The sequence below is a fragment of the Rhizobium sp. K102 genome, assembly GCF_022385315.1.
Lineage (GTDB): Bacteria > Pseudomonadota > Alphaproteobacteria > Rhizobiales > Rhizobiaceae > Rhizobium > Rhizobium croatiense.
Window position 1 is genome coordinate 216,886 of sequence record NZ_CP092437.1, and the last position, 24,275, is coordinate 241,160.

At 62.4% G+C, this 24,275-nt stretch carries 21 protein-coding genes and 6 pseudogenes; 15 read left to right on the forward strand and 12 right to left on the reverse strand.

Going from position 1 to position 24,275, the window contains the following annotated elements; genetic code table 11:
• Positions 1-24: 24 nt before the first annotated feature.
• Positions 25-327 (forward strand): annotated as a pseudogene (gene tagF / locus MHI61_RS28495) (type VI secretion system-associated protein TagF); the annotation flags it as partial.
• Positions 328-675: 348 nt separating this feature from the next.
• On the opposite strand, the gene MHI61_RS28500 reads toward tagF, so the two are convergent.
• Entirely contained in the window at positions 676-864 is a 189-nt protein-coding gene (locus MHI61_RS28500; RefSeq protein ID WP_239793418.1) for a hypothetical protein, read from the reverse strand.
• On the opposite strand from MHI61_RS28500, the gene MHI61_RS28505 reads away from it, so the two are divergent.
• The gene (locus tag MHI61_RS28505; RefSeq protein WP_239793419.1) at positions 851-1,303 is read left to right on the forward strand and encodes a hypothetical protein; all 453 of its coding nucleotides are present in this window, start codon (positions 851-853) and stop codon (positions 1,301-1,303) included. The two genes, MHI61_RS28500 and MHI61_RS28505, sit on opposite strands and share 14 nt — an antisense overlap.
• Positions 1,293-2,207, forward strand: a complete 915-nt coding sequence (locus MHI61_RS28510) for a serine/threonine-protein kinase (RefSeq protein ID WP_239793321.1) — start codon at positions 1,293-1,295, stop codon at positions 2,205-2,207. Before MHI61_RS28505 ends, MHI61_RS28510 begins: the two co-directional genes overlap by 11 nt.
• Here the strand turns inward: MHI61_RS28510 and MHI61_RS28515 are convergent.
• Positions 2,204-3,343 carry a polysaccharide biosynthesis/export family protein gene (locus MHI61_RS28515; protein WP_345774876.1) on the reverse strand — a complete coding sequence of 380 codons (1,140 nt, stop codon included), beginning with the start codon at positions 3,341-3,343 and terminating at the stop codon, positions 2,204-2,206. The genes MHI61_RS28510 and MHI61_RS28515 overlap by 4 nt on opposite strands.
• A gap of 195 nt (positions 3,344-3,538) precedes the next feature.
• On the opposite strand from MHI61_RS28515, the gene MHI61_RS28520 reads away from it, so the two are divergent.
• The 4 genes from MHI61_RS28520 (at position 3,539) to MHI61_RS28535 (ending at position 5,650) form a co-directional block, all read left to right on the forward strand.
• Positions 3,539-3,886 carry a DUF488 domain-containing protein gene (locus MHI61_RS28520; protein WP_239793401.1) on the forward strand — a complete coding sequence of 116 codons (348 nt, stop codon included), beginning with the start codon at positions 3,539-3,541 and terminating at the stop codon, positions 3,884-3,886.
• Positions 3,887-4,041: 155 nt separating this feature from the next.
• Complete coding sequence (locus MHI61_RS28525; protein ID WP_239793323.1) at positions 4,042-4,563, forward strand: DUF4142 domain-containing protein; 522 nt, start codon at positions 4,042-4,044, stop codon at positions 4,561-4,563.
• Positions 4,564-4,570: 7 nt separating this feature from the next.
• Positions 4,571-4,888 carry a cupredoxin family copper-binding protein gene (locus tag MHI61_RS28530; RefSeq protein WP_239793324.1) on the forward strand — a complete coding sequence of 106 codons (318 nt, stop codon included), beginning with the start codon at positions 4,571-4,573 and terminating at the stop codon, positions 4,886-4,888.
• Between the two features lie 39 nt (positions 4,889-4,927).
• A complete protein-coding gene (locus MHI61_RS28535) occupies positions 4,928-5,650 on the forward strand; it encodes an RNA polymerase sigma factor (protein WP_239793325.1) in 723 nt (240 codons plus the stop codon).
• A 25-nt stretch (positions 5,651-5,675) separates the two neighbouring features.
• Here the strand turns inward: MHI61_RS28535 and MHI61_RS28540 are convergent, their stop codons facing one another.
• Positions 5,676-6,596: an iron-siderophore ABC transporter substrate-binding protein gene (locus tag MHI61_RS28540; RefSeq protein WP_239793326.1), complete on the reverse strand. Its 921-nt coding sequence runs from the start codon at positions 6,594-6,596 to the stop codon at positions 5,676-5,678.
• 209 nt (positions 6,597-6,805) lie between these two features.
• Here MHI61_RS28540 and MHI61_RS28545 point away from each other — a divergent pair, with 209 nt between their 5' ends.
• The 4 genes and pseudogenes from MHI61_RS28545 (at position 6,806) to MHI61_RS28555 (ending at position 9,536) form a co-directional block, all read left to right on the forward strand.
• Positions 6,806-7,696, forward strand: a complete 891-nt coding sequence (locus tag MHI61_RS28545; RefSeq protein ID WP_239793327.1) for an iron ABC transporter permease — start codon at positions 6,806-6,808, stop codon at positions 7,694-7,696.
• Positions 7,693-7,980: pseudogene (locus tag MHI61_RS32675) on the forward strand (iron chelate uptake ABC transporter family permease subunit); the annotation flags it as partial. The gene MHI61_RS28545 and the pseudogene MHI61_RS32675, both read left to right, overlap by 4 nt.
• A 49-nt stretch (positions 7,981-8,029) precedes the next feature.
• Positions 8,030-8,725 carry an iron ABC transporter permease gene (locus MHI61_RS28550; protein ID WP_275593098.1) on the forward strand — a complete coding sequence of 232 codons (696 nt, stop codon included), beginning with the start codon at positions 8,030-8,032 and terminating at the stop codon, positions 8,723-8,725.
• On the forward strand, positions 8,718-9,536 hold the full coding sequence (locus tag MHI61_RS28555) for an ABC transporter ATP-binding protein (RefSeq protein WP_239793328.1): 819 nt from the start codon (positions 8,718-8,720) through the stop codon (positions 9,534-9,536). Before MHI61_RS28550 ends, MHI61_RS28555 begins: the two co-directional genes overlap by 8 nt.
• A 43-nt stretch (positions 9,537-9,579) precedes the next feature.
• Here MHI61_RS28555 and MHI61_RS28560 read toward each other — a convergent pair whose 3' ends face one another.
• On the reverse strand, positions 9,580-9,774 hold the full coding sequence (locus MHI61_RS28560) for a hypothetical protein (protein ID WP_222138137.1): 195 nt from the start codon (positions 9,772-9,774) through the stop codon (positions 9,580-9,582).
• Between the two features lie 363 nt (positions 9,775-10,137).
• Positions 10,138-12,593: pseudogene (locus tag MHI61_RS28565) on the reverse strand (EAL domain-containing protein); the annotation flags it as partial.
• A gap of 844 nt (positions 12,594-13,437) precedes the next feature.
• On the opposite strand from MHI61_RS28565, the gene MHI61_RS28570 reads away from it, so the two are divergent.
• Genes MHI61_RS28570 through MHI61_RS28580 form a run of 3 tightly spaced genes read left to right on the forward strand, consistent with a single transcriptional unit; the run spans position 13,438 to position 15,915 of the window.
• Positions 13,438-14,802 carry a TadE/TadG family type IV pilus assembly protein gene (locus MHI61_RS28570; RefSeq protein WP_239793329.1) on the forward strand — a complete coding sequence of 455 codons (1,365 nt, stop codon included), beginning with the start codon at positions 13,438-13,440 and terminating at the stop codon, positions 14,800-14,802.
• Positions 14,799-15,329 (forward strand): TadE/TadG family type IV pilus assembly protein, encoded by a 531-nt coding sequence (locus MHI61_RS28575; protein WP_239793330.1) that lies wholly within the window; start codon positions 14,799-14,801, stop codon positions 15,327-15,329. The genes MHI61_RS28570 and MHI61_RS28575 overlap by 4 nt, the downstream gene beginning before the upstream one ends.
• Position 15,330: 1 nt before the next feature.
• Positions 15,331-15,915, forward strand: coding sequence for a TadE/TadG family type IV pilus assembly protein (locus tag MHI61_RS28580; RefSeq protein ID WP_239793331.1), 585 nt, complete (start codon positions 15,331-15,333; stop codon positions 15,913-15,915).
• A 115-nt stretch (positions 15,916-16,030) separates the two neighbouring features.
• Here the strand turns inward: MHI61_RS28580 and MHI61_RS28585 are convergent.
• Positions 16,031-16,871, reverse strand: a pseudogene (locus tag MHI61_RS28585) (hypothetical protein).
• Positions 16,872-16,980: 109 nt separating this feature from the next.
• Positions 16,981-17,627, reverse strand: a pseudogene (locus MHI61_RS28590) (proline racemase family protein); the annotation flags it as partial.
• A 188-nt stretch (positions 17,628-17,815) separates the two neighbouring features.
• Here MHI61_RS28590 and MHI61_RS28595 point away from each other — a divergent pair.
• Positions 17,816-18,817: an Ldh family oxidoreductase gene (locus tag MHI61_RS28595; RefSeq protein WP_239793332.1), complete on the forward strand. Its 1,002-nt coding sequence runs from the start codon at positions 17,816-17,818 to the stop codon at positions 18,815-18,817.
• A gap of 26 nt (positions 18,818-18,843) precedes the next feature.
• On the opposite strand, the gene MHI61_RS28600 is transcribed toward MHI61_RS28595, so the two are convergent.
• The 5 genes and pseudogenes from MHI61_RS28600 to MHI61_RS28620 form a co-directional block, all read right to left on the reverse strand.
• Positions 18,844-19,599 (reverse strand): SDR family NAD(P)-dependent oxidoreductase, encoded by a 756-nt coding sequence (locus MHI61_RS28600; protein WP_239793333.1) that lies wholly within the window; start codon positions 19,597-19,599, stop codon positions 18,844-18,846.
• Between the two features lie 71 nt (positions 19,600-19,670).
• Positions 19,671-20,453 carry an SDR family oxidoreductase gene (locus MHI61_RS28605; RefSeq protein WP_239793334.1) on the reverse strand — a complete coding sequence of 261 codons (783 nt, stop codon included), beginning with the start codon at positions 20,451-20,453 and terminating at the stop codon, positions 19,671-19,673.
• 9 nt (positions 20,454-20,462) lie between these two features.
• On the reverse strand, positions 20,463-21,497 hold the full coding sequence (locus MHI61_RS28610; protein WP_239793335.1) for a proline racemase family protein: 1,035 nt from the start codon (positions 21,495-21,497) through the stop codon (positions 20,463-20,465).
• A pseudogene (locus MHI61_RS28615) lies at positions 21,494-22,983 on the reverse strand (aldehyde dehydrogenase family protein). Before MHI61_RS28615 ends, MHI61_RS28610 begins: the two are co-directional and overlap by 4 nt.
• A gap of 34 nt (positions 22,984-23,017) precedes the next feature.
• A complete protein-coding gene (locus MHI61_RS28620) occupies positions 23,018-24,253 on the reverse strand; it encodes an FAD-binding oxidoreductase (protein WP_239793336.1) in 1,236 nt (411 codons plus the stop codon).
• Positions 24,254-24,275: the final 22 nt, after the last annotated feature.

Here is a 24,275-nt window from a genome sequence, read left to right on the forward strand (position 1 = left end):
CCGAGCCATGGCGATTTCGTTTCGATGGGCCTCGGCCATAGCTTGCAATCTGCGCTCGATGCCTGGATGCAGGCCGGCATGCAGGCGGCTCAGCAGGAACACGGCGAGGATTGGAAACGCCGCTTCCGTACAATGCCCGCATGGCGTTTCATCATCGAGCGCGGTCTCTGGGGGCCGGCAACCGTTGCCGGCGTGCTGCTGCCAAGTCTCGACCGCGTCGGGCGCAGTTTTCCCCTCGTCATCGCCGCGCAGCTTCATGGCTTTGTCGAGCATCCACGCCAGCTCTATCTCGACGACACGTGGTTCACGGCGGCCGAGGCGATCGCCGAAAGCTCGGCCAAGCGGGATTTCGACATCAACCATTTCACCGCAAGCCTGAAGCGGCTGAGGACCCTGCGCCCGGCCGACCTCGCGGAAAACGAGATACTGCGGAACGACGCCGCCAGCCGCGGCACGCTCTGGTGGCGGATCAGTCCCGAAGAGCGGCGCGCCAAAGGCTTTCGCGTCAGCGGCGCCCCCGAGCCCGGGCATTTTTCGAAACTGCTGCACGAAGTTTCCCCCGCTTCGGCAGGCCCGCAACCCGAAACGACGGAGACACCGCGTTCCGCCGGCATCGAAGCGCCTCATCCTCTCGTCTTGCGGCACAGCCATGCCACGCACGCCGGCACGCGGCTCTCAGTCAATGCCGACGCGCTGCTCGTTTCTGAAACGCCCTCGCTCTTCGCCGTCGCCGATGGCGTCGGTGACAGCAACGCTGCCGCGGATGTCGGCAAGATCGCGGTTCATGTGCTGGCCGAAACCGCCAAACAGCAGACGATCGAAGCTCTGGTGCAGGAGATCAAGGGCAAGCTTGGCCGTGCCCACGGCCTGCTTCAGTCGGCCTATCTTTCCGAGACCTCGCGAGCCGGCGGCCGCCAGTATCGTCGTGCTGGCCACGCTGCAGGAGAGCTGCGCTCTGCTCTGGGCCGGCGATGCCCGCTGCTATCTTCTGCGGGACGGTATGATGCGCTGCCTCACCCGCGACCATGTGGAGATCGGCCTGCGGCGCACACTGTCGCGCGCGATCGGACTGCGCGGGCATCTCGTTCCGGAAGTCCTCTCCGGCGGATTGCAAGTCGGCGACCGGCTCCTGCTTTGCAGCGCGCCGCTGCCGAGCGCCGTGTCCGAGCGCAGCATCGCCGAAATTCTCCTTTCCGCAACAATCGAAAAGGCGGCCGACATCCTCGTTCAGGAGGGACTGATCGCCAATTGCCGCGACAACCTCAGCGCCATTGTGATCGACGTGAAGACCGATGAGCCATGACCCTCCGGAAGCGGCTTTCCAGGAGATCGCGCGGCGTTTTTCGCATCTCTGGCAGGCGTTGAATGCGGACAAGGCGTATTCGCCGGACACCCGAAAGATACTGATAGACAGGGTCCGGGATGCACTTGACCGGGGCGAGGCCCGCCTCAGTGAGTTGGATACCGCAATCATTGCCAACAGTTTCGTGCAGGAGACGCTGGTTCATGATGGCGCGGTCATCCAAGTCTACCGCGCCCGGCATCGCGATCTCGGAACGCTTCACGCGATCAAGATGCCGCGGCCCGAGCATGCCGACGATCCCGTGCTGAGGAAACTCATGCTGCGCGAGGCGGAAATCGGCATGGCGCTGCGCCATCCCCACATTGCCGCGACGCAAACCATTCTGCGTCTTGCCGACGGACGTCCTGCTCTCGTCATGGAATGGATCGGAAGCCGGCTTGCGGAGCTTTTGCAGCAAAGGCCGTTATCCCCTGGCGACGTGGCCTCGCTCATGACATCGGTGTTTTCCGGCCTGGACGCGATCCATGCCGCCGGTTTCGTTCATTGCGACCTGTCGCCGCTCAACCTCCTATCTCAAGGGGATTTCTCTCGTTTGAAGATCGCCGATTTCGGCGTGGCGCTCGAGGCGGGATGCCGTCATCGCCAATTCGATCTCGCTTTTGCCGGCCGGCCGGATTTCGCCTCTCCCGAACAGACGGACGGCAAACCGCTCGACGGACGATCCGATCTCTACGCGGCCGGGCTCCTGCTGTCCCTGTTGCTCAGCCATTGCACGGAACACGACGAGAGGTTGGAGGCTTTGGCGATCCGCCTGTCCCAGCGGGATCCGCAAGACAGGCCGGAAAATGCAAAGGCCGCCTTGCATCTGCTCGGCGGCCCCGTGGAAAGTCCAGTCGATTTTTAGTTGCCGCTCGAGCCGGGGATCGGCGCTGCGGCCGTCGGCACGCTCTTCTGGTAGACGTTGAAGAGCTTGGCGAAGTCCACCAGGCTGGCATTGCTGGCGTAGATGATATCACCGTCCATCATCTGGAAACGCTGCATCAGCGCCAGATTGGAAACATCCTTCATATTGACGCGGTAGATCACCGGCTTGCTGCTCACCACGACCGGCGCGGCAGTCTTGGCATTCGCCGCCGCCACCTGCGTATAGACCGGCTGATTGCGCAGCACATAGAAATTGCTGGCATCAGCCCGGTCGTCGAGCAGCCCGCCCGCCCGGCCGAGCGCCTGGGCCAGCGTCAGCCTGCCCGGCTCGAATTCGAACTCGCCGACACTCTTGAAGGCACCGAAGGCGGTGAAGGTCGGTGAATCCTTGTCGACATAAATCTGGTCGTCCGGCAGCAGATAGACATTCTGCTTGCTGTCGTCGATGACGCGCTGCAGCGGCACGGTGGCGTGCTGTTTGCCACGCATCAGCGTGACGGTGGCCGATCCCGGATCGGAGGAAGCGCCGCCGGCAAGTGCCACCGCGTCGAGCACGCGCTCCTTGCGCGCGGTGAGCGGGAAGCGGCCGGCGGAGCGCACGTCGCCATTGACGGTGACGCCGCTGGAGGGTCTGTCGACCACGGTGACGACAGCCTGCGGATTGACGGCCGAGCCCTTCAGGCCGGTGACGATGCGCGTCTGCAGCGCCTCGGTCGAGGAATCCACCACGCGCTGTTTGCCGATGAAGGGAAGGGTCACGTTGCCGGTCGAATCAACGGTGAAGCGGCCGAGATTGAGGGTCTTGCTCTCAGTCGAGGAGAAAAGCCCATCCTCGCCGGGATCGAGAATCGTCACGTCGATGACGTCGCCGCGCCGGAGCCGCGTGTCGGCAAATCCGTTCGAGCGCATGACGCTCAGCCCGGGATCGCTGGCAGCATAGGCAAGCGGAGTAACGGCAACCTGGCCCATCGGCGCTTCCGACAACCTCACGACCGGGATTCGCTCGTTGGTTTGCGGTGAGGTGGCGTTGTAGAAACCACCGGCAGTTGGGCCATCCGATGGCCGGGCACATGCGCTGAGTACCGCGACAACGATGAACGGCGCCAACTTTCGCATCACGTATCCTTTTGGCAATATTGAGAGAATCAAAAAATAGCAACGGCAGACGACCGAGCAATACCAGTTACGCGCGAAAAATCAATTGTGACAGCTTAGAGGCAGACAGCTGTGGCTAATTGGCAACCATATGGAACCAAATCCTTCGCCCGCCTATTCGGTCGAGATTGGTTTGAACCCCTGCGAATGAGTAAAATGGCTGTGCACATCAAGCGAATCTACGAGCCGAAGACAGACGAAGACGGCACGCGCATTCTGGTCGACCGGCTGTGGCCGCGCGGGCTAAGCAAACAGGATGCCGCAGTCGATATTTGGTTGAAGGATATCGCGCCAAGCCCCGCGCTGCGCCGATGGTTTGGCCACGATCCGGCCAAATGGACCGAATTCCAGCGTCGTTATCTGGACGAGTTGAAAAAGAATTCAGCGAGCGTCGAGGAGCTCGAGCGCCGGATCGGGCAATCGGACGCTACACTTCTCTATGCTGCGAAAGACCTGCACCACAATCACGCGATCGTGCTGCAGCGTTTCATCTGCAAGGACTGAAGCAGCTGTGACCGGCGCCGATGACAAGTCGTCGCCTTCCGTCAAAAAAATTCCGGGAACCTTTTGCGCCGCTCCGCATCCAATGCTCGCTTCCGAAGCGCGGCACCGTTGCCGCTGGCAAGCATTCAGTCACATGGACACAAGGGAGACAGATCATGTTGAAACGAATCTTGGGCGCCGCGCTCATGGCCGCATCGCTCGGCACAGCTTCGATGGCCGCCGATGCCAAGCCGACCGATCCTCAGATCGCTCATATCGCCTATACGGCCGGGCAGATCGATGTCACCGCTGCAGAACAGGCTTTGAAGAAGAGCAAGAATGCCGACGTGATCGAATTCGCCAAAACCATGGAGCGCGACCACAAGGCCGTCAACGAGCAGGCGCTCGCCCTCGTCAAGAAGCTGAAAGTGACGCCCGAAGACAATAACATCAGCCAGTCCTTGTCGACCCAGGCGAGCAAGGAACTGACGACACTGGGCGCGCTCGACGGCGCCGCATTCGACAAGGCCTATGTCGAAAACGAAGTCGCCTACCACAAGTCGGTCAACGAGGCGCTTTCCACGGTGCTGATCCCTTCGGCGCAGAATGAAGAGCTCAAGTCGCTCTTGGAAACCGGCCTGACCCTGTTCAAGCAGCACCAGATGCATGCCGAACATCTCGCTTCGACAATGAAGTAGGTTTGCGATGCGCCTGCTGACGAAATCGCTGCTGCTGTTTGCGCTACTTTGCACAGACAGCGGCATTGCCTTTGCTGCGGAATATCAGGTCAGCATCGCCGGAATGAAATTCAGCGCATCGCCGGCCGAGCTGCATGTCGGCGATGTGATCGTCTGGCGAAACGATGATATATTCAGGCACACGGCAACCGCGCGTGACAAGAGCTTCGATATCGACCTGCCGCCGAAATCAGAAGGCCGCATGACGGTCAGCCAAGCAGGAGCCGTCGATTTCTATTGCCGCTTTCATCCTGCCATGACCGGCAAACTGGACGTTCGGCCATAGGGCCGGGCTTCAATCAAAGACTATAGGCGGAGAATCCCCATGACAGCCATTCCGGTTCCGACCGAGCGACTTCGGCAGCAGATATCGGCACTCTCCGACGCCGATCTCGTACCCTTAGCGAAAATGGGTGACGAGCCTGCCATCCGCATCCTCGTTCAGCGCCACAACCAGCGCCTCTTCCGCACCGCGCGCGCCATTATCCGCAACGACGCGGAGGCGGAAGACGTCGTCCAGGCCGCCTATATCAAGGCATTCACCGGTCTGGCCGCGTTCCGCGGCAATGCGCAGCTTTCGACATGGCTCACCCGCATTGCGGTCAACGAGGCGCTTGGCCGCGTGCGGCGGCGAAAGAACACCGCCGGGCTTGAGGAAATCGACATGCAGACGACATCGCCGGGTGGCGAAATACTCCAGTTTCCCTCCTCCTTGTCGGCAACCGATCCGGAAGCCGAACTGTCACGGAGCCAGGCGCGGCATCTCCTCGAAAATGCGGTCGACGAACTTCCTGACGATTTCCGCGCCATCTTCGTGCTGCGGGATGTCGAGGGCATGAGCACCGACGAGGCCGCCGCTCACCTGGGAATAAGACCCGAAACGGCCAAGAGCCGGCTGCACCGGGCGCGGAAGATGATGCGGCAATCGATGGAAAAACGGCTGTCCGGCGCCTTCTCGGCCCTGTTCCCGTTCGATGGCGCCCGTTGTGCTTTCATGGCCGATCGTGTCATCGCCGCCCTTCGTCATGAGAAGTCGGAGACAGATTGAGCCGCGGAAGGCGGCCTGCGACGCGTCAGCGCGAGGCGGGCAGGCCGTATATCTTCTCGATATCGTCGAGCATCAGATTTGCCGCGAGAATGCCGCCGGCCGTATTCCAGACGGCGTCGCTGACGGCGCCGACCTTGCCGGCCTTGACGACAGCAAGATTGTTCCAGAGCGGGTCGGACGTCCAATCGGCCGCGGCGGCGGCCGTCTTGCCGTCACCGGTGTCATAAACCAGGTAGAAGAGCCGATCGCCTTCGAATTCGGGCGTGCGCTCCTTCGTCACCTCGTCGGCGAATTCCATCCGATCCTGGTTTGCCGGGCGCGCAAAGCCGATCTGGCTCAAAACATTGCCCGCAAAAGTATCCTTCAGCAGGATCCGCGTTCGCCCCGGCATGAAGCGCACGAGCGAGATCTTTTCGGCCTTTTTATCCCCCAGCGCCTTGCTGATCGCGGCGACGCGGTCGTCATAGGCCTTGAAGGCCGCTTCCGCCGCCGGCAGTTTCCCGACGGCGGCCGCGTAAAGCTTCATGTTGCCTTTCCAGTCGCTTCTAATTCGTTCGGAAAGGACCGTGGGCGCGATGGCCGAAAGCTGCGAATAGATCTTCTCCTGCCGGAATTTTGTGCCCAGGATGAGATCGGGTTCGAGCGAAGCGATCAGTTCGAGGTTGACGGCCAACTCGTCGCCGACGACGGTTACGCCCTCCATCCGCTGGGCGATGTGGTCGTACCAGGGTTTACCGAGCCAGGACCGCACGGCGCCGACCGGCTTGATGCCCATCCCCAACAGCGCTTCCGTTCCCTCGTTCGTCAGCACGACGATCCTCTTCGGCGCATCAGGCACATCGGTAACGCCCATGGCATGGGTTACTTCGCGCGCGCCGGCCGCAGTTACGGCGATGAGGGACAGAATGGCAGCGAACGCCGCCAGCAGAATGGATTTCGTACGCACACAGGCCTCGAACTTGACAATTGAATGATTTTTCGACCAATCGGTTGGATCATAAGATGAGATACATTGTCCACTTAAAGTCAAGCTGAAACTCGTGCGCTCTATCCCCTCTCCACGTCTTCGCGGCCGATGACATTGCTGGCGATCGCCTTGTCGGCGATCCTCATCCTTATCGTCGCAGCCAGCGTGGCACTGGGATATCGGCAATATTGGCCGGCTGCGATCTGGAACGCGGTCTTCGCTTTCGACGGATCGGAAAGCGCCGTCGTCATCACCACGCTGCGCATCCCCGGGCTCTTCTCGCGCCGCTCGTCGGCGCCGCTCTCGGTGTCGCCGGCGTCCTCACTCAGACGCTGGCGCGCAATCGCATCGCCTCCCCCGACACGCTCGGCATCAATGGCGGCGCAGCTCTCGCGGTCGTCGCCTCCAGCATCTGGCTCGGGATCGGCTCGATTGCCGGAATGTCGGTGGCGGCTATTTCGGGCGCACTGGCGACCAGCCTGCTCGTCTTCGGCGTCGCCGCCACTTCGGGAGGTTTCTCGCCGATCCGCATCGTCCTTGTCGGCGTGACCGTCGGCGGTCTGGCATATTCGATCGTCCAGATCATCCTGACCACCAACGAAGCCCAGCTCAAGGAGCTGCTCTTCTGGCTGACCGGCTCGTTTGCCGACCGGCCGATCGCCTTTGCGATCGGCGGCGCACCCGTGGTCCTCGCCGGGCTGGCGGCCGCATGGATGCTCGCGCAGCCGCTCGACGCCCTCCAGGCCGATGATACGACAGCAGCAAATCTCGGCGTGCCGCTCGCCGTCGTGCGCTGGGCGGGGTTCCTAACGATCTCGCTGCTGACGGGAGTTGGCGTCTGCATGGCCGGTCCGGTCGGCTTCGTCGGTTTCGTCGTGCCGCACCTCGCCCGATGGCTCGTCGGCCTCAGCCATCGCCGCCTCATCGTCACCTCGGCACTGATCGGCGCCATCTACGCGACTGCGGCCGATATTCTCGCGCGTTTCATCATTTATCCCGCCGAAGCTCCGGTCGGCGCCATCACCTCCACCGTCGGCGGCATCACGCTGCTCATCCTGCTTAAACGGAGAGCGGCATGACCTCCCCTGTCCGGTCACTCGCAGCCTCCAGACCCCTGCTGACGCTCGCGGCGATCGTCCTCCTCTTCCTCGGTCTCGCTTCGACCGGCGTGGCATTCGGCTCCACCTGGATCCCGCTTGCCCAGGTTTGGGACGTCCTTCTCGGCGCCGAGATCCGCGGCAAAACCGTCATCGTCCTGCAGTTCCGCCTGCCGCGTGTCGTGATCGCTGCTCTGGCGGGCGGCGGCTTTGCGGTCGCCGGATATCTTCTCCAGCGCGTCACCCGCAACGAACTCGCATCGCCCGGCATATTGGGCGTCGTCGACGGCGCGGCGCTGGCGGTCGTCTGCTTCCTTGCGGCGCTCTCCAATCGAGTCGAACGCGCTCCTCACCTCGGTCGCCTATCAGCCCGTCGCCGCGGTTGCCGGATCGATAGCGGCGATCTTCGTCGTCTTCACCTTTGCCGGCCGCCAATCGGCGTCGGCGATCCGTCTGCTTCTCTTCGGCACCGCCGTTGCCGCGGTGCTCAAATCGCTCACGGTCATCGCCATGCTTGTCGGCCCGGTCTACCAGGCAGGACAGGCCGCCCGCTGGATCGCCGGCGCAGTCAACGAGATCAATTGGAACGAGATCCGGATCACGGCGATCGGCATGCTCCCGCTGACCCTCATCGTGCTGATCGTCGCCCGCAGGCTGCCGCCGGCCGACCTTGACGAGATGTCGGCCAGAAGCGTCGGCCTCAACCTGCCGAGCTTCCGCATTCAAATCTTTGTCCTTGCCGCGGCCATCACCGCACTTTCGGCCGCCTTCGTCGGCGGCGTCGGCTTCATCGGTCTGATGGCGCCGCATCTGGCGCGCCGGCTGATCGGGCGAGGCGTCCATTTCGGCCTGATCGGCAGCTTCTTCATCGGAGCGTCGATGCTGGTGGGCGCGGATCTTATCGTCCGGTTGCTCTTTTCACCGACGGAGGTGCCTGCCGGAACGGTTCCGGCCGTCATTGGCGCTCCGTATTTCCTCTATCTCCTGATGAGAAACCAGCGCCATGGCTAGTGCGACCACCACCGGAAACGTCATATCGATCGAGGGGCTGAGCCTGGATTATGGCAAGGTCAACGTCCTGCATTCCCTGTCACTCGCCATCCCCAGGGGCAAGATCACCGTGCTGGCGGGCGCGAACGGCTGCGGCAAATCCACCCTGCTGAGAGCGATCCGCAGGCTGCACAAGCCCAGCAAGGGCGAGATCCTCCTTGAGGAACTGAGCCTTCACAGCCTCGGGGAAAAGGCGCTCGCCAGGAAGATCGGGCTCTTGACCCAGAGTCCTTCAGCCCCTGAGGACATGACGGTGCAGGAGCTCGTCCGGCTTGGCCGCTATCCGCACCAGACGCTGCTGCAGCCCTGGAACGCCGGCGACGCGGAAGCGATCGAGCAGGCGATGGCAGGCACCGGCGTCGGGCATCTGCGTGACCGCAGGCTGGGCTCGCTCTCGGGCGGGCAGTTGCAGCGCGCCTGGATCGCCATGGTTCTGGCGCAGGAGACCGACATCATCTGCCTCGATGAGCCGGTCAACCATCTCGATCTCGCCCACCAGCTCGAATGCCTCGAACTGGTCGACCGTCTCAAGCAGCAATTCGGCAGAACGGTCGTCCTCGTCCTGCATGACCTCAATCTCGCGGCGCGCTACGGCGACACGCTGGTTTTTCTGAGGGGCGGCGAGATCGTCGCCACGGGGGCGCCCGCCGATCTGGTCACCGAGGCGATGGTCTCCGACGTCTTCGGCGTGCAGGCAAGGGTCATAACCGATCCTGTTCACGGCCGGCCGCTCTGCATCCCGCTGCGCCTTGCCGAGACCTCATCCGAGTAGGCGGCCTCGCCGGCAAGGAGCGCGCCGACCAATCATTCCGCTGTCACCCCTCGATAGACAACTGGCAGAGCTCACCGGTCAATCTGTCGAGTTCGTGCAGAACCTTTTGGATGCGGGCGCGTGCCTGAAGCATCTGATCAATGTCGGAGCCTCCGGATGGTCCGGCTGCGGTCTGCAGGTCATGAGCATTCGACGTGATATCGGAGACTGGATTTGGGAACTGGATGATTTCAGCCATTCTCATTCATTATTTTCATTGTGCCTGGGAGGATGGAAACTCTCATGTCTCCAGGATGCGGCGTGGGTTCATTGCCGATCGACCGGAACGTCTTCGCTTTTCATTTCAATGTGTTGCGCTCGTCCCTGCACCCAGTAAACGCCTTGTCAACCTTAACAAACTCCTACTTTTGCCCCTACTGGCGGCTCAGTTCCAAGCTTTGCTGCGCCGATCGGACAGCGTTGCGAAATTCGGATAACGCAACCGTCAACTTTGAGAACCGTTCAGTCTCTGCAGCTTAAGAACCGGCAAAATGCGGAAATCCCGGCCGCTTGCCATGCTTCGAAGCGAACTCGCAAGCGGTCGTTCTTTATCCGCGCGGCGTTATAGGCGCCCTCCTGCAGACTCGCCCATCGAAGAGCCCAGCCAGAGGGCCATGATTTCCGTCTTCGGCAGGGCTTTGCTGTAGAGGAAACCTTGCGCCGACCCGCATCCGTTTGCGGCAAGGAAGGCTGCCTGCTCGGCGGTTTCGACGCCTTCCGCCACTACGCTCTGGCCGAGACAGCGCGCGATGGAGAGGATCGCCTTCACCAGTTCCTCGTTGCGCTTGTCGGCGCTGTTGATGAAAGACCGGTCGATCTTCAGCGTGTCGATGGGAAAACGGGCCAGATAGTTCAACGCCGAATAGCCCGTGCCGAAATCATCGATGGCGATCGAAAATCCCATGCTCCGAAGCTCGGAGAGCATCTGCAGCGTTTCATCCTTCTGATCCAGAAGCAGGCTTTCCGTGATTTCGATTTCGAGCCATTCCGCGCGGCAGCCTGTGTTCTCGAGAATCTCGGCGATCGACTTTATCAATCCGGCGGACTGGAACTGCTTGACCGACAGGTTGATTGCCACCTTGTGCGGTATCCCGCCGTCGGCATTCAGCTCGGCGGCCGTCTGGCATGCCTCGCGCAGCACCCATCGGCCGAGCTCCACGATCAGCCCCGTGTCTTCCGCGACCGGAATGAAGCGGACGGGGGAATCATGCCCATCACCGGGTGACGCCATCTCAACAGGGCCTCGGAACCGATCATGGCGCCGCTGTCCAGGAGCACCTTGGGCTGGTAGTGCAGCTCCAGTTCACCGCGCTCGATGGCGCGGCGCAAATCCGATTCCAGCCGCATGCGCTCTTCGGCGCTCGCCGTCAGGTCCTTTGAATAGAAGCGAAAGCTGTTTCGCCCCGAGCGTTTGGCGAGATACATCGCGGAGTTGGCGTATTTCACGAGATCGTTGACGTCAGCGCTGTCATCGGGATAGAGCGCGATGCCGACGCTGCATGAGATGAATACTTCCTTGCCATCCAGCAGAAAGCCTTCCTTGAACCTCTCGAGGATCGTGCCGGCAATCCGGCCGAGGTCGTCGCCCTGGCGGATGTCCGGCAACAGGATCGCGAATTCATCGCCGCCGAGACGGGCGACGGTGTCGTAGTCGCGGACACTCGCCTTGAGGCGGGCCGCCGCCTGGCAGAGCAGTTGATCGCCGACGGGATGCCCCATCGTATCGTTGACCACCTTGAAGTGGTCGATGTCGATCAGCGCCACGCCGGCCCGCTGACCGCGCGACACGGCTGATGTGATCATCTGCCGCAGCCGGTCGTTGAACAGCGATCGGTTCGGCAAGGAGGTCAGGGGATCGTAAAAGGCCATCTGGTGGATTTTCTGGCGCGAGACGTTCAATTCGGTAACGTCGCGTGCCACACCGAGAACCCCGACGACGCCTCCCCCTGCATCCACGACCGGCACCTTGCGTGTTTCAAGAAGAACAGATTGCCCGTTCTCCCGGGAAATGACCCATTCCTCATCGCTGAGGATGCATTCTCCAGCCTCGAGAGCCGCCTTGTCCGATTCCCGAAAAAACCGCGCCCTTTCGATGTCGAACAGCTCGAAATCCGTTTTCCCGACAACGTCGGCTTCCGCCAATCCCGTCAGCCGCTCGAAGGCGTGGTTGCACAGCAGGTAGACACCGTCCATGTCCTTGACCCACACCATGTCGGGCATGGTCTGAAGCACGCTGAGCAACTGCATTCGCACGAGGTTGATGGCGTCTTCCGCCTGCTTCCGCTCGGTAATGTCGCGCGACAACGCCAGGAGCGTGGTCGCGGCAGCAGGATCGGCGCTCGGCCGTCTGGCCACGGAGAGTTCGAACCACCGCATCTGACCGTCCGGCAAGCCGATGCATATGCATCGGCCGTAGGCAACGCCCTCTTTGCCGGCCTCGCGCAACGCCTCCATGGCGATGGCGGCCTGATCGGGCGCAAGGACGTCGTTGACCGTCCTGCCGAGCAACATCTCCTTCTGCTGGGCCAGCAGTTCCGGATTTCGTGTCCAGACCTGAAGATACCGGCCGTCCTCATCCACCTCGAAGAGGACGTCGGGAATGGCGGTGATGATCCCCTCGGCGAATTCAAGCGCCTTCTTGAGATCCCGCTCCGCCCGCTTGTGCTCGGTAACGTCGACGATGGCGCCGATCACGCCGGCGGCATCGCCATCTTTCCCCGACAACGCCACCTTGTTGACGACGACGTCGCGCACCGTCCCGCCCGCCGTGGTGATCTTGGTCTCGCAATCGCGGGCTCCACCCCTTTCCGGCAGAGCCGCGTCTTGCGCCAAATGCCATTCCGCCTGATGTTCCGGATTGAGATCGGCGTCAGTTTTCCCGATGATCTCCTCGCGCGCATGGCCAAGCAGGTTCTCGAAGGCCCTGTTGCAGCCGAGGTAACGCCCATGCCTGTTCTGGTAGAAAACCGGAAGAGGAAAGGCGCCGAGCAAGGCTTCGAGCAGGGCTTCCCGATCGATTGCCGCGTTCTGATGCTGCTCTCCGTTTCGCCCGTGGTCATGCCCCCGCGCAGGAAGGGCCGGCTGCTGAAGCGACTGGGACAAGGTCATCGTGGATCTCCCTCAACCATGGGAAACAACCAGATGTCTCATTCACCCGGTCGAGAATTCTTTAGCAAAGGCCGCCCAAGTCATTTGAGGGGAAAGTTATGGCCTGAAGATCGGATCGCAAAGGCACCGGTCCGCCGCGATCCGAGCATGTCGGCTTGGCATTGGATATTGCGGTCAGAAAATTAAGAGATCGCTGTGGTCTTCGGCAGCTCAGCAACTTTCGACGCGCGAACCGGATCGGGTCGGCGCATTATGGATATTCATGATTCTCGTGACCTCAAACGCTGCGTCCGAAAGGCCTGGCGATTGGGTCGGAAAACAGACGAGCGGCTATCCGTTGACGGCTGGACGACGATCTCGAGATCGGTTCGGCCTGCACGTCAGCGACGTGAACGCCATTCTCCCGGCCCGCCGCACCCGCCGCGCGGGGCCGGGTGCCATGATGGCCGATATCTCTAGCAAATGATTGTAAAGACTCGCCGGACGGCATCACCGTATTTTCCAAATCCGAACCCCCACCATTCGCGCTTCGTCAGAACAAGACAGCCCCGGCCGAGCGGCCTAACTTCGGGCCGGAAGGTTATGCCCGGCAGAAGGGCATGACTATCCATAATTCGCAGAGATGTACGATAAGCGCAGCAAATGGCGCGCCGCCAGTCCGCTGGCGGCTGAAACTCACAAGATTTAACAAAGGCTTAAGCTTCGTTGAAACATCTTGCCATCACGATTTTCATTCCGGCGTGTTGGTGGTTTTTTGAAGTCAGTTTTATTATCTTCATTGGGTCGATGCTTGCACACGCTTCGCGGTCTCGGAAGCGACAGAACCGGCAATGTCGCGATCGTCGTCGCCCTCAGCCTGGTGCCGATGCTCGTGGCAGTCGGCGCGAGCTTCGACTACATCCGCAGCTACAATGTCCGGCAGAGGATGCAGAGCGACCTCGACGCAGCCCTGATCGCCGCGGTCAAACAGATCGACAATGTCGAGGACACGGACGCTCTCAAGACGAAGGTTTCCGACTGGTTCCACGCACAGGTGGACAATAGCTACACGTTGGGTGAGATCGAGATCGATACGGCCAATCACAACATCACGGCGACGGCGAGCGGCACCGTTCCGACCACCTTCATGAAGATCGCCAACATCGAGACCGTCGACGTCAGCGTGGCGAGCGCCGTCAAGGGACCGGCCACCTCCTATCTCAACGTTTATATCGTCATCGACACCTCGCCCTCGATGCTGCTGGCGGCAACGACATCAGGCCAGGCGACAATGTATGCCGGCATCGGATGCCAGTTCGCCTGCCACACCGGCGACGCGCACACGATCGGCAAGAAGACATATGTCAACAACTATGAATACAGCTCGGAAAAGAAGATAAAACTGCGTGCCGATGTCGCCGGCGACGCCGTCCGCGAAGTGCTCGACATGATCGACGAATCCGACGCCAATCACGAACGGATCAAGGTCGGACTCTACAGCCTGGGAGATACGCTCACCGAAGTTCTGACCCCGACGCTGAGCACGGATACGGCGCGTACCCGCCTGGCGGACGCGAGCTACGGCCTCACCAGCGCGACCTCGAAGGCCGCCACCTATTTCGACGTATCGCTTGCAACGCTCAAGCAGAAAGTCGGCGCCGGAGGGGACGGAACCACCTCAGGCTCGCCGCTCAAGCTAGTTCTCCTGCTGACGGACGGCGTGCAGTCGCAGCGCGAATGGGTCACCGACGGAGTGGTATGGAGCAAGGGGAAGGCGATTTCCGGCTCATACTGGAACAAGGTGGCGCCGCTTAATCCCGAGTGGTGCGGCTATCTGAAGAACCAGTCCAACACCATGGCGGTGCTCTACACCGAATATCTGCCGATCACCTCGGACTGGGGTTACAGCGCGACCGTCGGCTCGACCATGGCCAGCGCCAACTGGAAGAACACCTGGGGCGGCACCATGGACAGCGGCGTTTCGAGCAGCATTACGCGGCGGGATTACATCCCCTATGCGCTTGCCGGCTGCGCATCGTCGAAGAGCCTGTTCATCTCGGCGTCGTCGTCGTCTGAGATCACGGAAGGCCTGTCGACGCTCTTTACCCAGTACCTCTCTTCCGTCCGGCTGACTCAATGACCGCAAGGAAACGCTTCGCACCGTTTCGCCGGCTGCTCGGCGATCGCAAGGGGGTGGCCGCTATCGAATTTGCGATCCTGGCCCTGCCGCTCTTCATCATGATATTCGGCATCATCGAAGTGTCGCTGATGTTCTTCGTCAACTCCGCGCTGGACGCTTCGGTTCACAAGATCTCCCGGATGATCCGCACCGGCGAGGTCGCCTCGTCCAAGATCACACTGGCCGGATTCAAGAGCAAGATCTGCGACGACATGCTTCTGGCCTTCAGCTGCTCCAGCGGTCTCGTCGTCAAGGTCAGCGTGCTTTCCGACCTGTCCTCCGCCACCAGCGCCGATCCTATCGACAACAACGGCAACCTCACCGTCACCGAGACCTACGATATCGGCAAGGGCAGCGACTACATTCTGGTGCAGGCATTCCTGCCCTGGGGAGCCACGGTCAACTTCTTCAGCCTGTCGAGCGCCAAGCTCTCGGACGGCAACTATCTCCTCGGATCGTCCGCTCTGTTCCGCAACGAGCCCTTCTGACATGATGATGAAACGAAGGCTCCCTCTTATCAGCTTCATCAGGTCCCGTATCCGCCGGCTCGCCCGCGACCGTTCGGCCGCTTCCGGTGTGGAATTCGCATTGGTGCTGCCGATCCTGATCGTGCTGCTGTTCGGCACCGTCGATCTCGGCCATGCCCTGACCGTCAGCCGCAAGATAGACGAGATCGCTTCCAGCACGAGCGACATGATCGCCCAGCAGAGCACCTGGACGAAGACCGACGTCGCTAAGCTTCTTTCCGGCGCAAGCTTCATCCTGCAGCCCTATGAAACCACCGGGCTGACCATTATGGTCACGGTCAACGATGTCGACAACAGCGGCAAGGCAACCATCAACTGGTCGGCCGCGTTCAACACCTCGGCGCTTGCTTCCGGCACGGCAAGCGCCATCGACATACCGAAAACGATACAGGAGACCGGGGTGCAGGTGGTGGTGACCCGCGTGCAATATCGATTGACAACGCCCGTCTCGGCATTCTTTTCAAACTTCACCGGAATGGACGGCTACAGCTTCGACCACCATTTCTTCACTCGTCCCAGGGTCAGCGACACGATCAAATACAATTGAGCCGCAGGCTGCCCGTCTTCACTGGTCGCAGGACCCGGCCAGCCATTGCAGCTTCGTGGCGCCTGGCTGCACAGCTACGACTATCACTACCAGCCTTTACTGAGTGGAACGAGGCTCACCCGGCGAGCTTGACGATGCCGTAGGGATTGAACTTGAACTCATCCACTTCATAGGTGGAATCGAACGAGAGCCTGGCCCCGCGCGCCTTCAGTGTCGGATCGAGCCCCTGCTCGGCAATCTCGTCGGCAACCGCATCCATAATGGCAACGACCTTCCTTTCACTGCCGGCGGTCTCCGGCACATAGACTTCCGGCAGCCCGACGAGATGGAAGCCGACGCTCTCCAGATATCCCCGCGCCGAGAGCGGCCGCTTGGCGAAAGCGAGCCGGCCGATGCGCTGCTGGGCGAGCGGATCTGCCGCTTTAACCGCCTCCGCACCTTGGCCGATCAGCGCTCTCCATCGATCGAGGCCATGGGCGATGCCGGCGCTTTCGCCTTTGACAGCCACCGCTCCCGCCGCGATCAGTCGCTCGACGAGGCGCAGCGCCGTCATCGACACCTTTACCGTCTCCGCCTGCGCCATGCTCGGCCCGAGCACATAGAGGACGGATTGATGATCGGCGACGGCTTTCTCATCCGCCTCGTTCCACGCATCGGCCTCGACCCGATCCCAGCAGACATCGAACGATCGGCTCATGCGATCATCCGGCTCTGCCTGCGAATATTCCTCGTCGGCGCTGAAATCCATCGGCGAAGTCCCGAATCGCTTGGGTTGTTGCCTCGGACAAGCGGCTGAGGTCGCGATCCTTCCCGAGGAAACACAGAACGTGCCGGGGCGTCACCGAGGACGCCTCCTCCCGGATCGCCGATTCCGGGCTCGCTTCCCCGGCGAAAGCCGGTTTCCAGCCGATCATGGCCCACAAGGACCCCAAGAGCGAGCGACGCAGGATATGCAAGATCGATGCCTCCGTTCGGCCATATGTTTACAGCCTCCGCTTGTAAACATATGACGCCCGAAACGAAAGCGGGATCGTCGCCGCAGCCGATGCGTCGCGCGCCTTTTCTTCAGGCCCAGATGTCGCCTAGGGTAAAACCTTCGGTGAACGGATCGTGATTATCGAGGACGAGGGTATTCAGGCCCGAGATCCAGCTGGTGCCGGTCAGCGTCGGAACAACGGCGGATTTGTCGCCGATCCTGGCTTCCTCGACCAGCCTGCCGGTATAGATATTGCCGAGAATCCCTTGATGCTGGAAGTCCTGATGGAGCGGCAATTCGCCCTTCGCATGAAGAACGGCCATCTTGGCGCAAGTGCCGGTGCCGCAGGGGCAGCGATCGAGCGCACCCGTCCAGGTGGCGGGATCGTCCCAGGAAAGATCCCCTGTCGCCATCGTCACCGTGTTCTTCCAATCGGCGTTCGGATCGTCCGTCGGCCCCGACAGCTGCGAGATCGAAATGCCGACGCCGGGGTAATGCGGATGGGCAACCGGTAATTGTTCGATGGCCGCCTGCCGGATCATCGCCGAAACGCGCGCGATCTCCCGCCCATGGGCCGGGATCAGCTCAGGGCCTTTGAACTGCCTGACATCGGCGATGACATAGAACATGCCGCCCCAGCCGACATCGACCGTGACCTTTCCGAGATGGGGCACATCGATGACGGCATCGAGATGGCGGCAAATGCCGGGACGTTCTTGAAGGTCACGTTCTTGACCGCCTCGAGCACCAGCTCGGTGACGGGCTCCTTGATTGTTGACACCAATGTACATTTTTCCTTTCGGCGTCTCGGCGCTGTTGCTAAGGAATTCCATGGGCCGGAACATCGACCGGCCGAGAAACCGGGCCGCGCCAGATGTCTTCAAAGCATCAGCGGTCAAGGAAACACAGGAAGGGAGATTTCAGATGTCGGATGAGGTTTTACTCGACCAGGCTGAAGCCGAGACCTTGGCAATACGAGCCTGCCGGGCAGCCGGGGCAGCGCAATCCACCGCCCGCTCCCTGGTGGACGCGACCTTGTCCGCCGCGCTCTTTGGACCTGCCACCCTCGGATTTCCGCACATGGTGGATTATCTCGACAGTTTTCGCGAGGGCCGCATCAACTGCGACCCAACCCCCAGCTGCGAGCGCCCGTTTCCCGCCTTCTTCGTCGCCGACGCCGATCGCGGCATCGCGCAGCTCGGCTTCGATCTGGCGTTCGACGATCTGGCCGAAGCGGCGCGCACTTTCGGCGTCGCCGTCTTCACGCAGACGAACAGCTACACCGCGGGAGAGCTGGGCTATTATGTTCGCCTGCTTGCCGGCGAAGGGCTTGCCGGCATCGCCGCGACCAATGCAAATGCCATGGTGGTCGCCAAAGCGGGCGGTCCCGCCGTCTACAGCACGAACCCGATGGCCTTCGGCTTTCCGCTCGGAGAAGGCTCGCTGCCGCTGATCATCGACCAGGCCTCAAGCGCCACGGCCTATGTCAACATCGTCGCAGCCGCAGCCGAGGGGCTCAGCATTCCGGAGGGATGGGCGGTCGACGAAACGGGCATGGACACACGGGATGCCGCAAGAGCACTGGCCGGAGCCCTCCTTCCCTTCGGCGGGCGCAAGGGCGCCAATGTGGCGCTGATGGTGGAAATGTTGTCGGCCGGACTGTCCGGAGGCCCCTGGTCGCTGGACACGCCATCTTTCAGATCGGGAAGCGCCAGCCCGGCGGTGGGATTGACCGTCATCGCAATGATGCCCGGACGCCCCGACGATGGACTCGTCGATCGCGCGCATCGCCAGGCAGCCCGGCTCCAGCAACACGGCGTGTTCATACCTGGCGTCGATGGGATCGAATATCCAAAATCGCCGTCTCAGAGCCTGAAAGTGCCGCGCGCGGTCTTCGAGACCATCAAGCATATCGCAGACGCCTGACGTACCAGCATCGATCGATCGCGCTTTCACGCCACGGCTTGGGCCCCGGTGATTTCCACCAGTGACCCGCACATGAAGGCCGCCTCGTCGGAAGCGAGGAAGGTAACAAGGGCCGCTACCTCCTCCGGTCTGCCGATACGGCCATAGGGAACGAGCCTGTCGAGATCGGCGATCGTCCGGCCGGAGCGGGTAACGCCCGCTTGCAGCATCGGCGTATGGATTTCGCCGGGGCAGACCGCATTGACCCGGACCTTATCGGGCGCATAGTCGCGGGCAAGGTTCTGGGTGAAGGCAGCGACGGCCGCTTTCGTCGTATTGTAGGCGATGTGGTTCGGCGCGGGATAGAGCCCCCATTGCGAGGCAGTGTTGACGATCGCACCGCCGCCGGCGGCGATTATATGCGGTAGCACCGCCCGGCAAAGATGAAACATCGAATCCAGGTTGACGGCGAAGCTCGTGCTCCAATCCTCGTCCGACAGCGACAAGAGATTTCCGCGCCGGTTGATGCCGGCATTGTTGACCAGCACGTCGAGCCGTCCCTTGACCGCAAAGGCTTTCGCGATGAGGTCGACGCATTCCGATTTCCGTGAAATATCAGCTCCGATGGCAATCGCCGATCCGGCAACGGCTTCTATGCCGGCGGCGACGTCACCCGCCGCCTCGGCGTTCGCGTCCGTCACCACCACCAAGGCGCCCTCATCGGCCAGCCGCTTGCAGATGGCCGATCCGATGCCGCCTCCGCCGCCCGTCACGACGGCGACCTTGCCCAAAAATCTCTTCATAACGAACCTCTTCCCTTTGTCCTCACGCGATTGCGGATGCAATATCGCTGCCAGCTACCGCTGGAATTCCTCTACCTGATGTAGCTGCCGCCATTGACGTCGAATGTCGCGCCGTTGACCGATGCCTGCGACGGGCGAAGCAGGAAGGCGACCAGCTCGGCGATCTCGGCCGGCTCGGCCATCTCGGCCGGCTCGGCCATCTCGCCGATCGGAATGTCGGCGACAGCAGCATCCTTGCCGTGCCTTGCCACAAAATCCTCGGCCATATCGGTGCGCACCCATCCCGGCGCGACGGATACGGCGACCACACCGTCGCGGCCGAAGCTCCTCGCGATCGACTTGGTGAGATTGACCAGTGCCGCCTTCGTCGCCCCATAAGGCATGGCGTCGGCCGCGTAACCGCGCTGACCGGCGCGGCTGGCCATATTGACGATCCGCCCGCCGCCATGCTGCTTAAAATGCACGAGCGCCTCTTTGCAGAGATCCGCCGCAGCAAAGAAGTTCACCTGAAACTCCTTCTGCCAGGCCGCCCGCCAATCGGCCGGATCCGCATCAATCGAAATCTCGTTGCGGACCCCGGCATTGTTGACGACGGCATGGATCCTCCCCGCCGCCGAAAGCGCGTCGCACCAAAGCGCAAAGGCGCCGTCCGGACTGGACAAATCCGCCTGAACGATCAAGCCGTTTCCGCCGAGTTTGCCGAGCAGGGCTTCCGCACGCTGCCTGTCGCGGCCGTAGTGGATGACCGGCCGCGCGCCTTCCGCCGAAAGGCGCTCGACGATGGCTCCGCCGATTCCCCCGGAGGCCCCGGTGACGAGGACAGTCTGGCCGGCCAGAGGTTGAAGGTTAGACATTGCAGGCTCCTATCCGAGCAGGCCGACCTGCGGCCCCCATGTGTCAGAGAGCGCAAAGCCCGCGGCGAAGGGATCGTCGTCGGACATGCGCAGCTGCTCGCGACCATAGACATAGGCGCGGCCGGTTATTCTCGGCAACACGGCGCGGCGGCCGCCCACCTCGGTTTCGCCGATCGCCTCCGCCAGGAATTCGCCGCCAATGATCGACCGCGACGTCCTCGAGTCTCCGACGGCGACCTCACCGCGAGCATAGAGGGTCGCCAGATTGGCCGAGCTGCCGGTGCCGCAGGGCGAGCGGTCGACGCGGCCGGGCTGCAGCGTAGTACAGGTCCTGACCGTCCCATCAGCCTCGCGGCCGCGGAACATCACATAGGCGATCTCGTTGACGCCGGTTAAAACGGGATGGGCGACCGAGATCTGCCCGGCAAAAAGCGACTTGAACTCGATGCCGGCCTCCGCCAGCAGCCGGGCATTGGCCGGCGTGATATCGAGGCCGAGCTGGTCGACATCGACCAGTGCATAATAGACGCCACCGAAAGCGACATCGACCTTGATGCGGCCCCATTTCGGCGTCTCCACCTCCCTGTCCAGCGCTTCGGCAAAACTCGGCACATTGTCGAGGCTGACCGACAGGCAGCCGCCGCCGCGACAGGTGGCGCGCGTGACGATCAGGCCGGCCGGCGTGTCGAGGCGGACGATCGTCTCCGGCTCCGACATCGGCACCCGGCCGCTTTCGAGAAGGGCGGTGACCACGCAAATGCAGTTGCTGCCGGACATCGGGTGGGCGCGATCGGCCTGCAGCACGATGAAGCCGGCGTCGGCATCGGCGCGGGTCGGCGTGACCAGCAGGTTCACCGACATGGCGACGTTGGCGCGCGGCTCAAAGGTGACGAAGCGGCGCAGGCTGTCGTCGACCGTGTTGATGTGGTTCATCTTGTCGAGCATGGTCGCGCCCGGTATTTCGGGCGCTCCCGCCATGATGACCTTGCCGATCTCGCCCTGGCAGTGGACCTGCAGCAGGTCGAGGCTGCGGTCCCAGTTCATTCGGCCGCCTCCGGCTTGATGTACCAGCCCCAGGGATCCTCGCTGGCGAAGCGGGTGATCTGCTTGGTCTCGAGATAGTTGTCGAGGCCCCAGCGGCCGAGCTCGCGGCCGATGCCGGATTCCTTGTAGCCGCCCAGGGCGCCTCGGTGAAGGTCGGCTGCGAGCAATTGATCCAGACGATTCCGGCGCGGAAGGCGGCCGCGACGCGCTCGGCCCGGATGTCGTCTTTCGACATGACGGCGGCGGCGAGGCCGAAGCGGGAATCATTGGCGAGTTCGATCGCCTCTTCTTCGGTCTTGAACGGCCGGATGCAGACGACAGGCCCAAAGATCTCCTCCACCCAGGCGGCGCTGTCGAGCGGAACCTCGGTCAGAACGGTCGGCTGGAGATAATAGCCCTTGTCGAATCCTTCCGGGCGGGCTCCGCCGCAGGCGACCGTCGCACCCGCCTGCCGCGCCGCCTCGATCGCCGCGACGACCTGCTCGTGCTGGCGCTTGGAAACCAGCGGCCCCAGGAGAACGCCCTCGTCCAGGCCGTTGCCGATCTTGATCTTCTTCGTTTCCTCGATCAGCCGCGCGAGCAGCCGCTCGTAGATGGCGTCCTGCACGAGGACCCGCGATGTCGCCGAGCAGACCTGGCCTTGATTCCAGAAGATGCCGAACATGATCCATTCGACGGCCTTGTCGATATCGGCGTCCTCGAAGACGACGAAAGGCGACTTGCCGCCGAGTTCGAGGCTGACCCGCTTGATGTCGCGGGCGGCCGCCGCCATGATCTTCGAGCCGACCGGCCCCGAGCCGGTAAAAGCGAGCTTGTCGACTTGTTTATGATCGATGATCGCCTGGCCGGCGACCGAGCCGGCACCGGTCAAAATATTGAGTACGCCGGGCGGCAGCCCGGCTTCGTCGGCAACCGCCGCCAGTTCAAGCGCCGTCAGCGATGTCAGCTCGGCGGGCTTCAGCACCACCGTGCAGCCGGCGGCCAGTGCCGGGGCGACTTTCCATGCCGCCATCAGCAGCGGATAGTTCCAGGGGATAATCGCGCCGGCGACACCGAGCGGCTCGCGCAGCGCCTTGGAGGTAAAGCGCTGATCGGGAAGCGCGATCGTCTCCTCGGGATTGTTGTCGAGCTGTTCGGCGAGACCCGCGTAGAAATCGAAGCAGCCGGCGGCGTCGGCGACGTCCCAATCGGCCTCGGGGAACGGCTTGCCGTTGTCGAGGACTTCGAGGCGGGCGATCTCGGCCTGGCGGGCGCGGATGCCATCGGCGATGGCCCGGAGATATCGGGCGCGCTGAGCGCCCGTCAACTTCGGCCAGCCGTCCGTGTCGAAGGCGCGGCGCGCTGCCTTGACGGCAAGGTCGACATCTTCGGCCGTTGCGGCGCCGATCGTCTGGATCACTTCTTCCGTTGCCGGGTTCGTCACCGTGCAGGTGCCGCCCTTGACCGGCTTCACCCACTGTCCATCAATGTAGAGTTCGCTTCGCATGTTCACTCCCTTTTGCCTTGCGTCAGCGCCGCGCTTAGAAGCGGTCGACGCGATAAGGTTTCATGTCCACGGGCGGCTCACCGCCCGTAACGAGATCGGCCATCAAGCGGCCAGTCGTGGCGGCATAAGTCAGACCGAGATGCCCATGACCCGTCGCGTACCAGACGTTGCGGCGCTTGGCGGATGGACCCATGACCGGAACGGTGTCAGGCAGTGCCGGGCGGTGCCCCATCCATTCCGTCGCGCCTTCGGCCTTCAGCTCCGGCAACGCTTCTCGAGCCCGCTTCACCAGGATCTTTGCGCGCCGATAATCCGGCGGCGCGTTGAGGCCGGCCATTTCGACCGTGCCGCCGACACGGATGCCGCCTGCCGTCGGCGTCACCATGAAGGCGCGCGCCGGCCAGATGATCGAATGGCGCATCGAAATGCCGGGTTCCATGATCTGCGTGTGGTAGCCGCGTTCGGTTTCGAGCGGGATAGGCTCCCGCAGCAGGGCGGAAAGCCTCGCGGTGAAGGCGCCGGCCGCAAGCACGACCTTATCGGCCGCAACGCTGCGCCCATCCGCCAGGCGGAGGGAGACGCCGGCCTCGCTTTGCTCGAAATCGGCGACATCGCCTTGAACCATCCTGCCGCCGAGCGCCTGGAACTTTTCGGCAAGAGCAAGAACGAGCTTGTGCGGATCGGTGATCGACCGATTGTCGGGAAAGAGCACGGCCTTGCCGATCTTCGTGGTCAAGGCCGGCTCGAGATCCCGGATGGCATTGCCGCCGAGAATGTCGTATCGGAAGCCGAAGCGCTCCAGGATTTCGATATGCTCGCGATCGGCCCTGAACTCGGCCTCGTCGGTATAAAGGCTCAGGCACCCCTCGGCTGTCAGCATATGCGTCAGCCCGGTCTCCTTCAGCAGCGCATCCAGGTCTTGGTAGACGCGCCGGCAGAGCACGGCGCCGGCAGCCTCTAATTCCCTCAATTTTGAGGGGCGGCTGGCAGCCAGGAATCTCAGGAACCACGGCACGAGTTTCGGCAGGTAGCCGGGCCGGATGCGCACCGGCCCTTCCGGGTCGAGCAGCCATTTCGGCATCTGCGCCCAGATGCCGGGGCGCGAGGCCGGCATGAATTCGGTGACGGCGATGCTCGCCATATTGCCGTAGGAGGCGCCCATGCCTGGGGCGGCCCTGTCGAGCAAGGCGACGCTATTGCCCCGGCGCTGGAGTTCATAAGCGATGGTGGTGCCGATAATGCCGGCGCCGACGACCACGATGGATGACACGGAAACCTCGCAATTTCAGAGA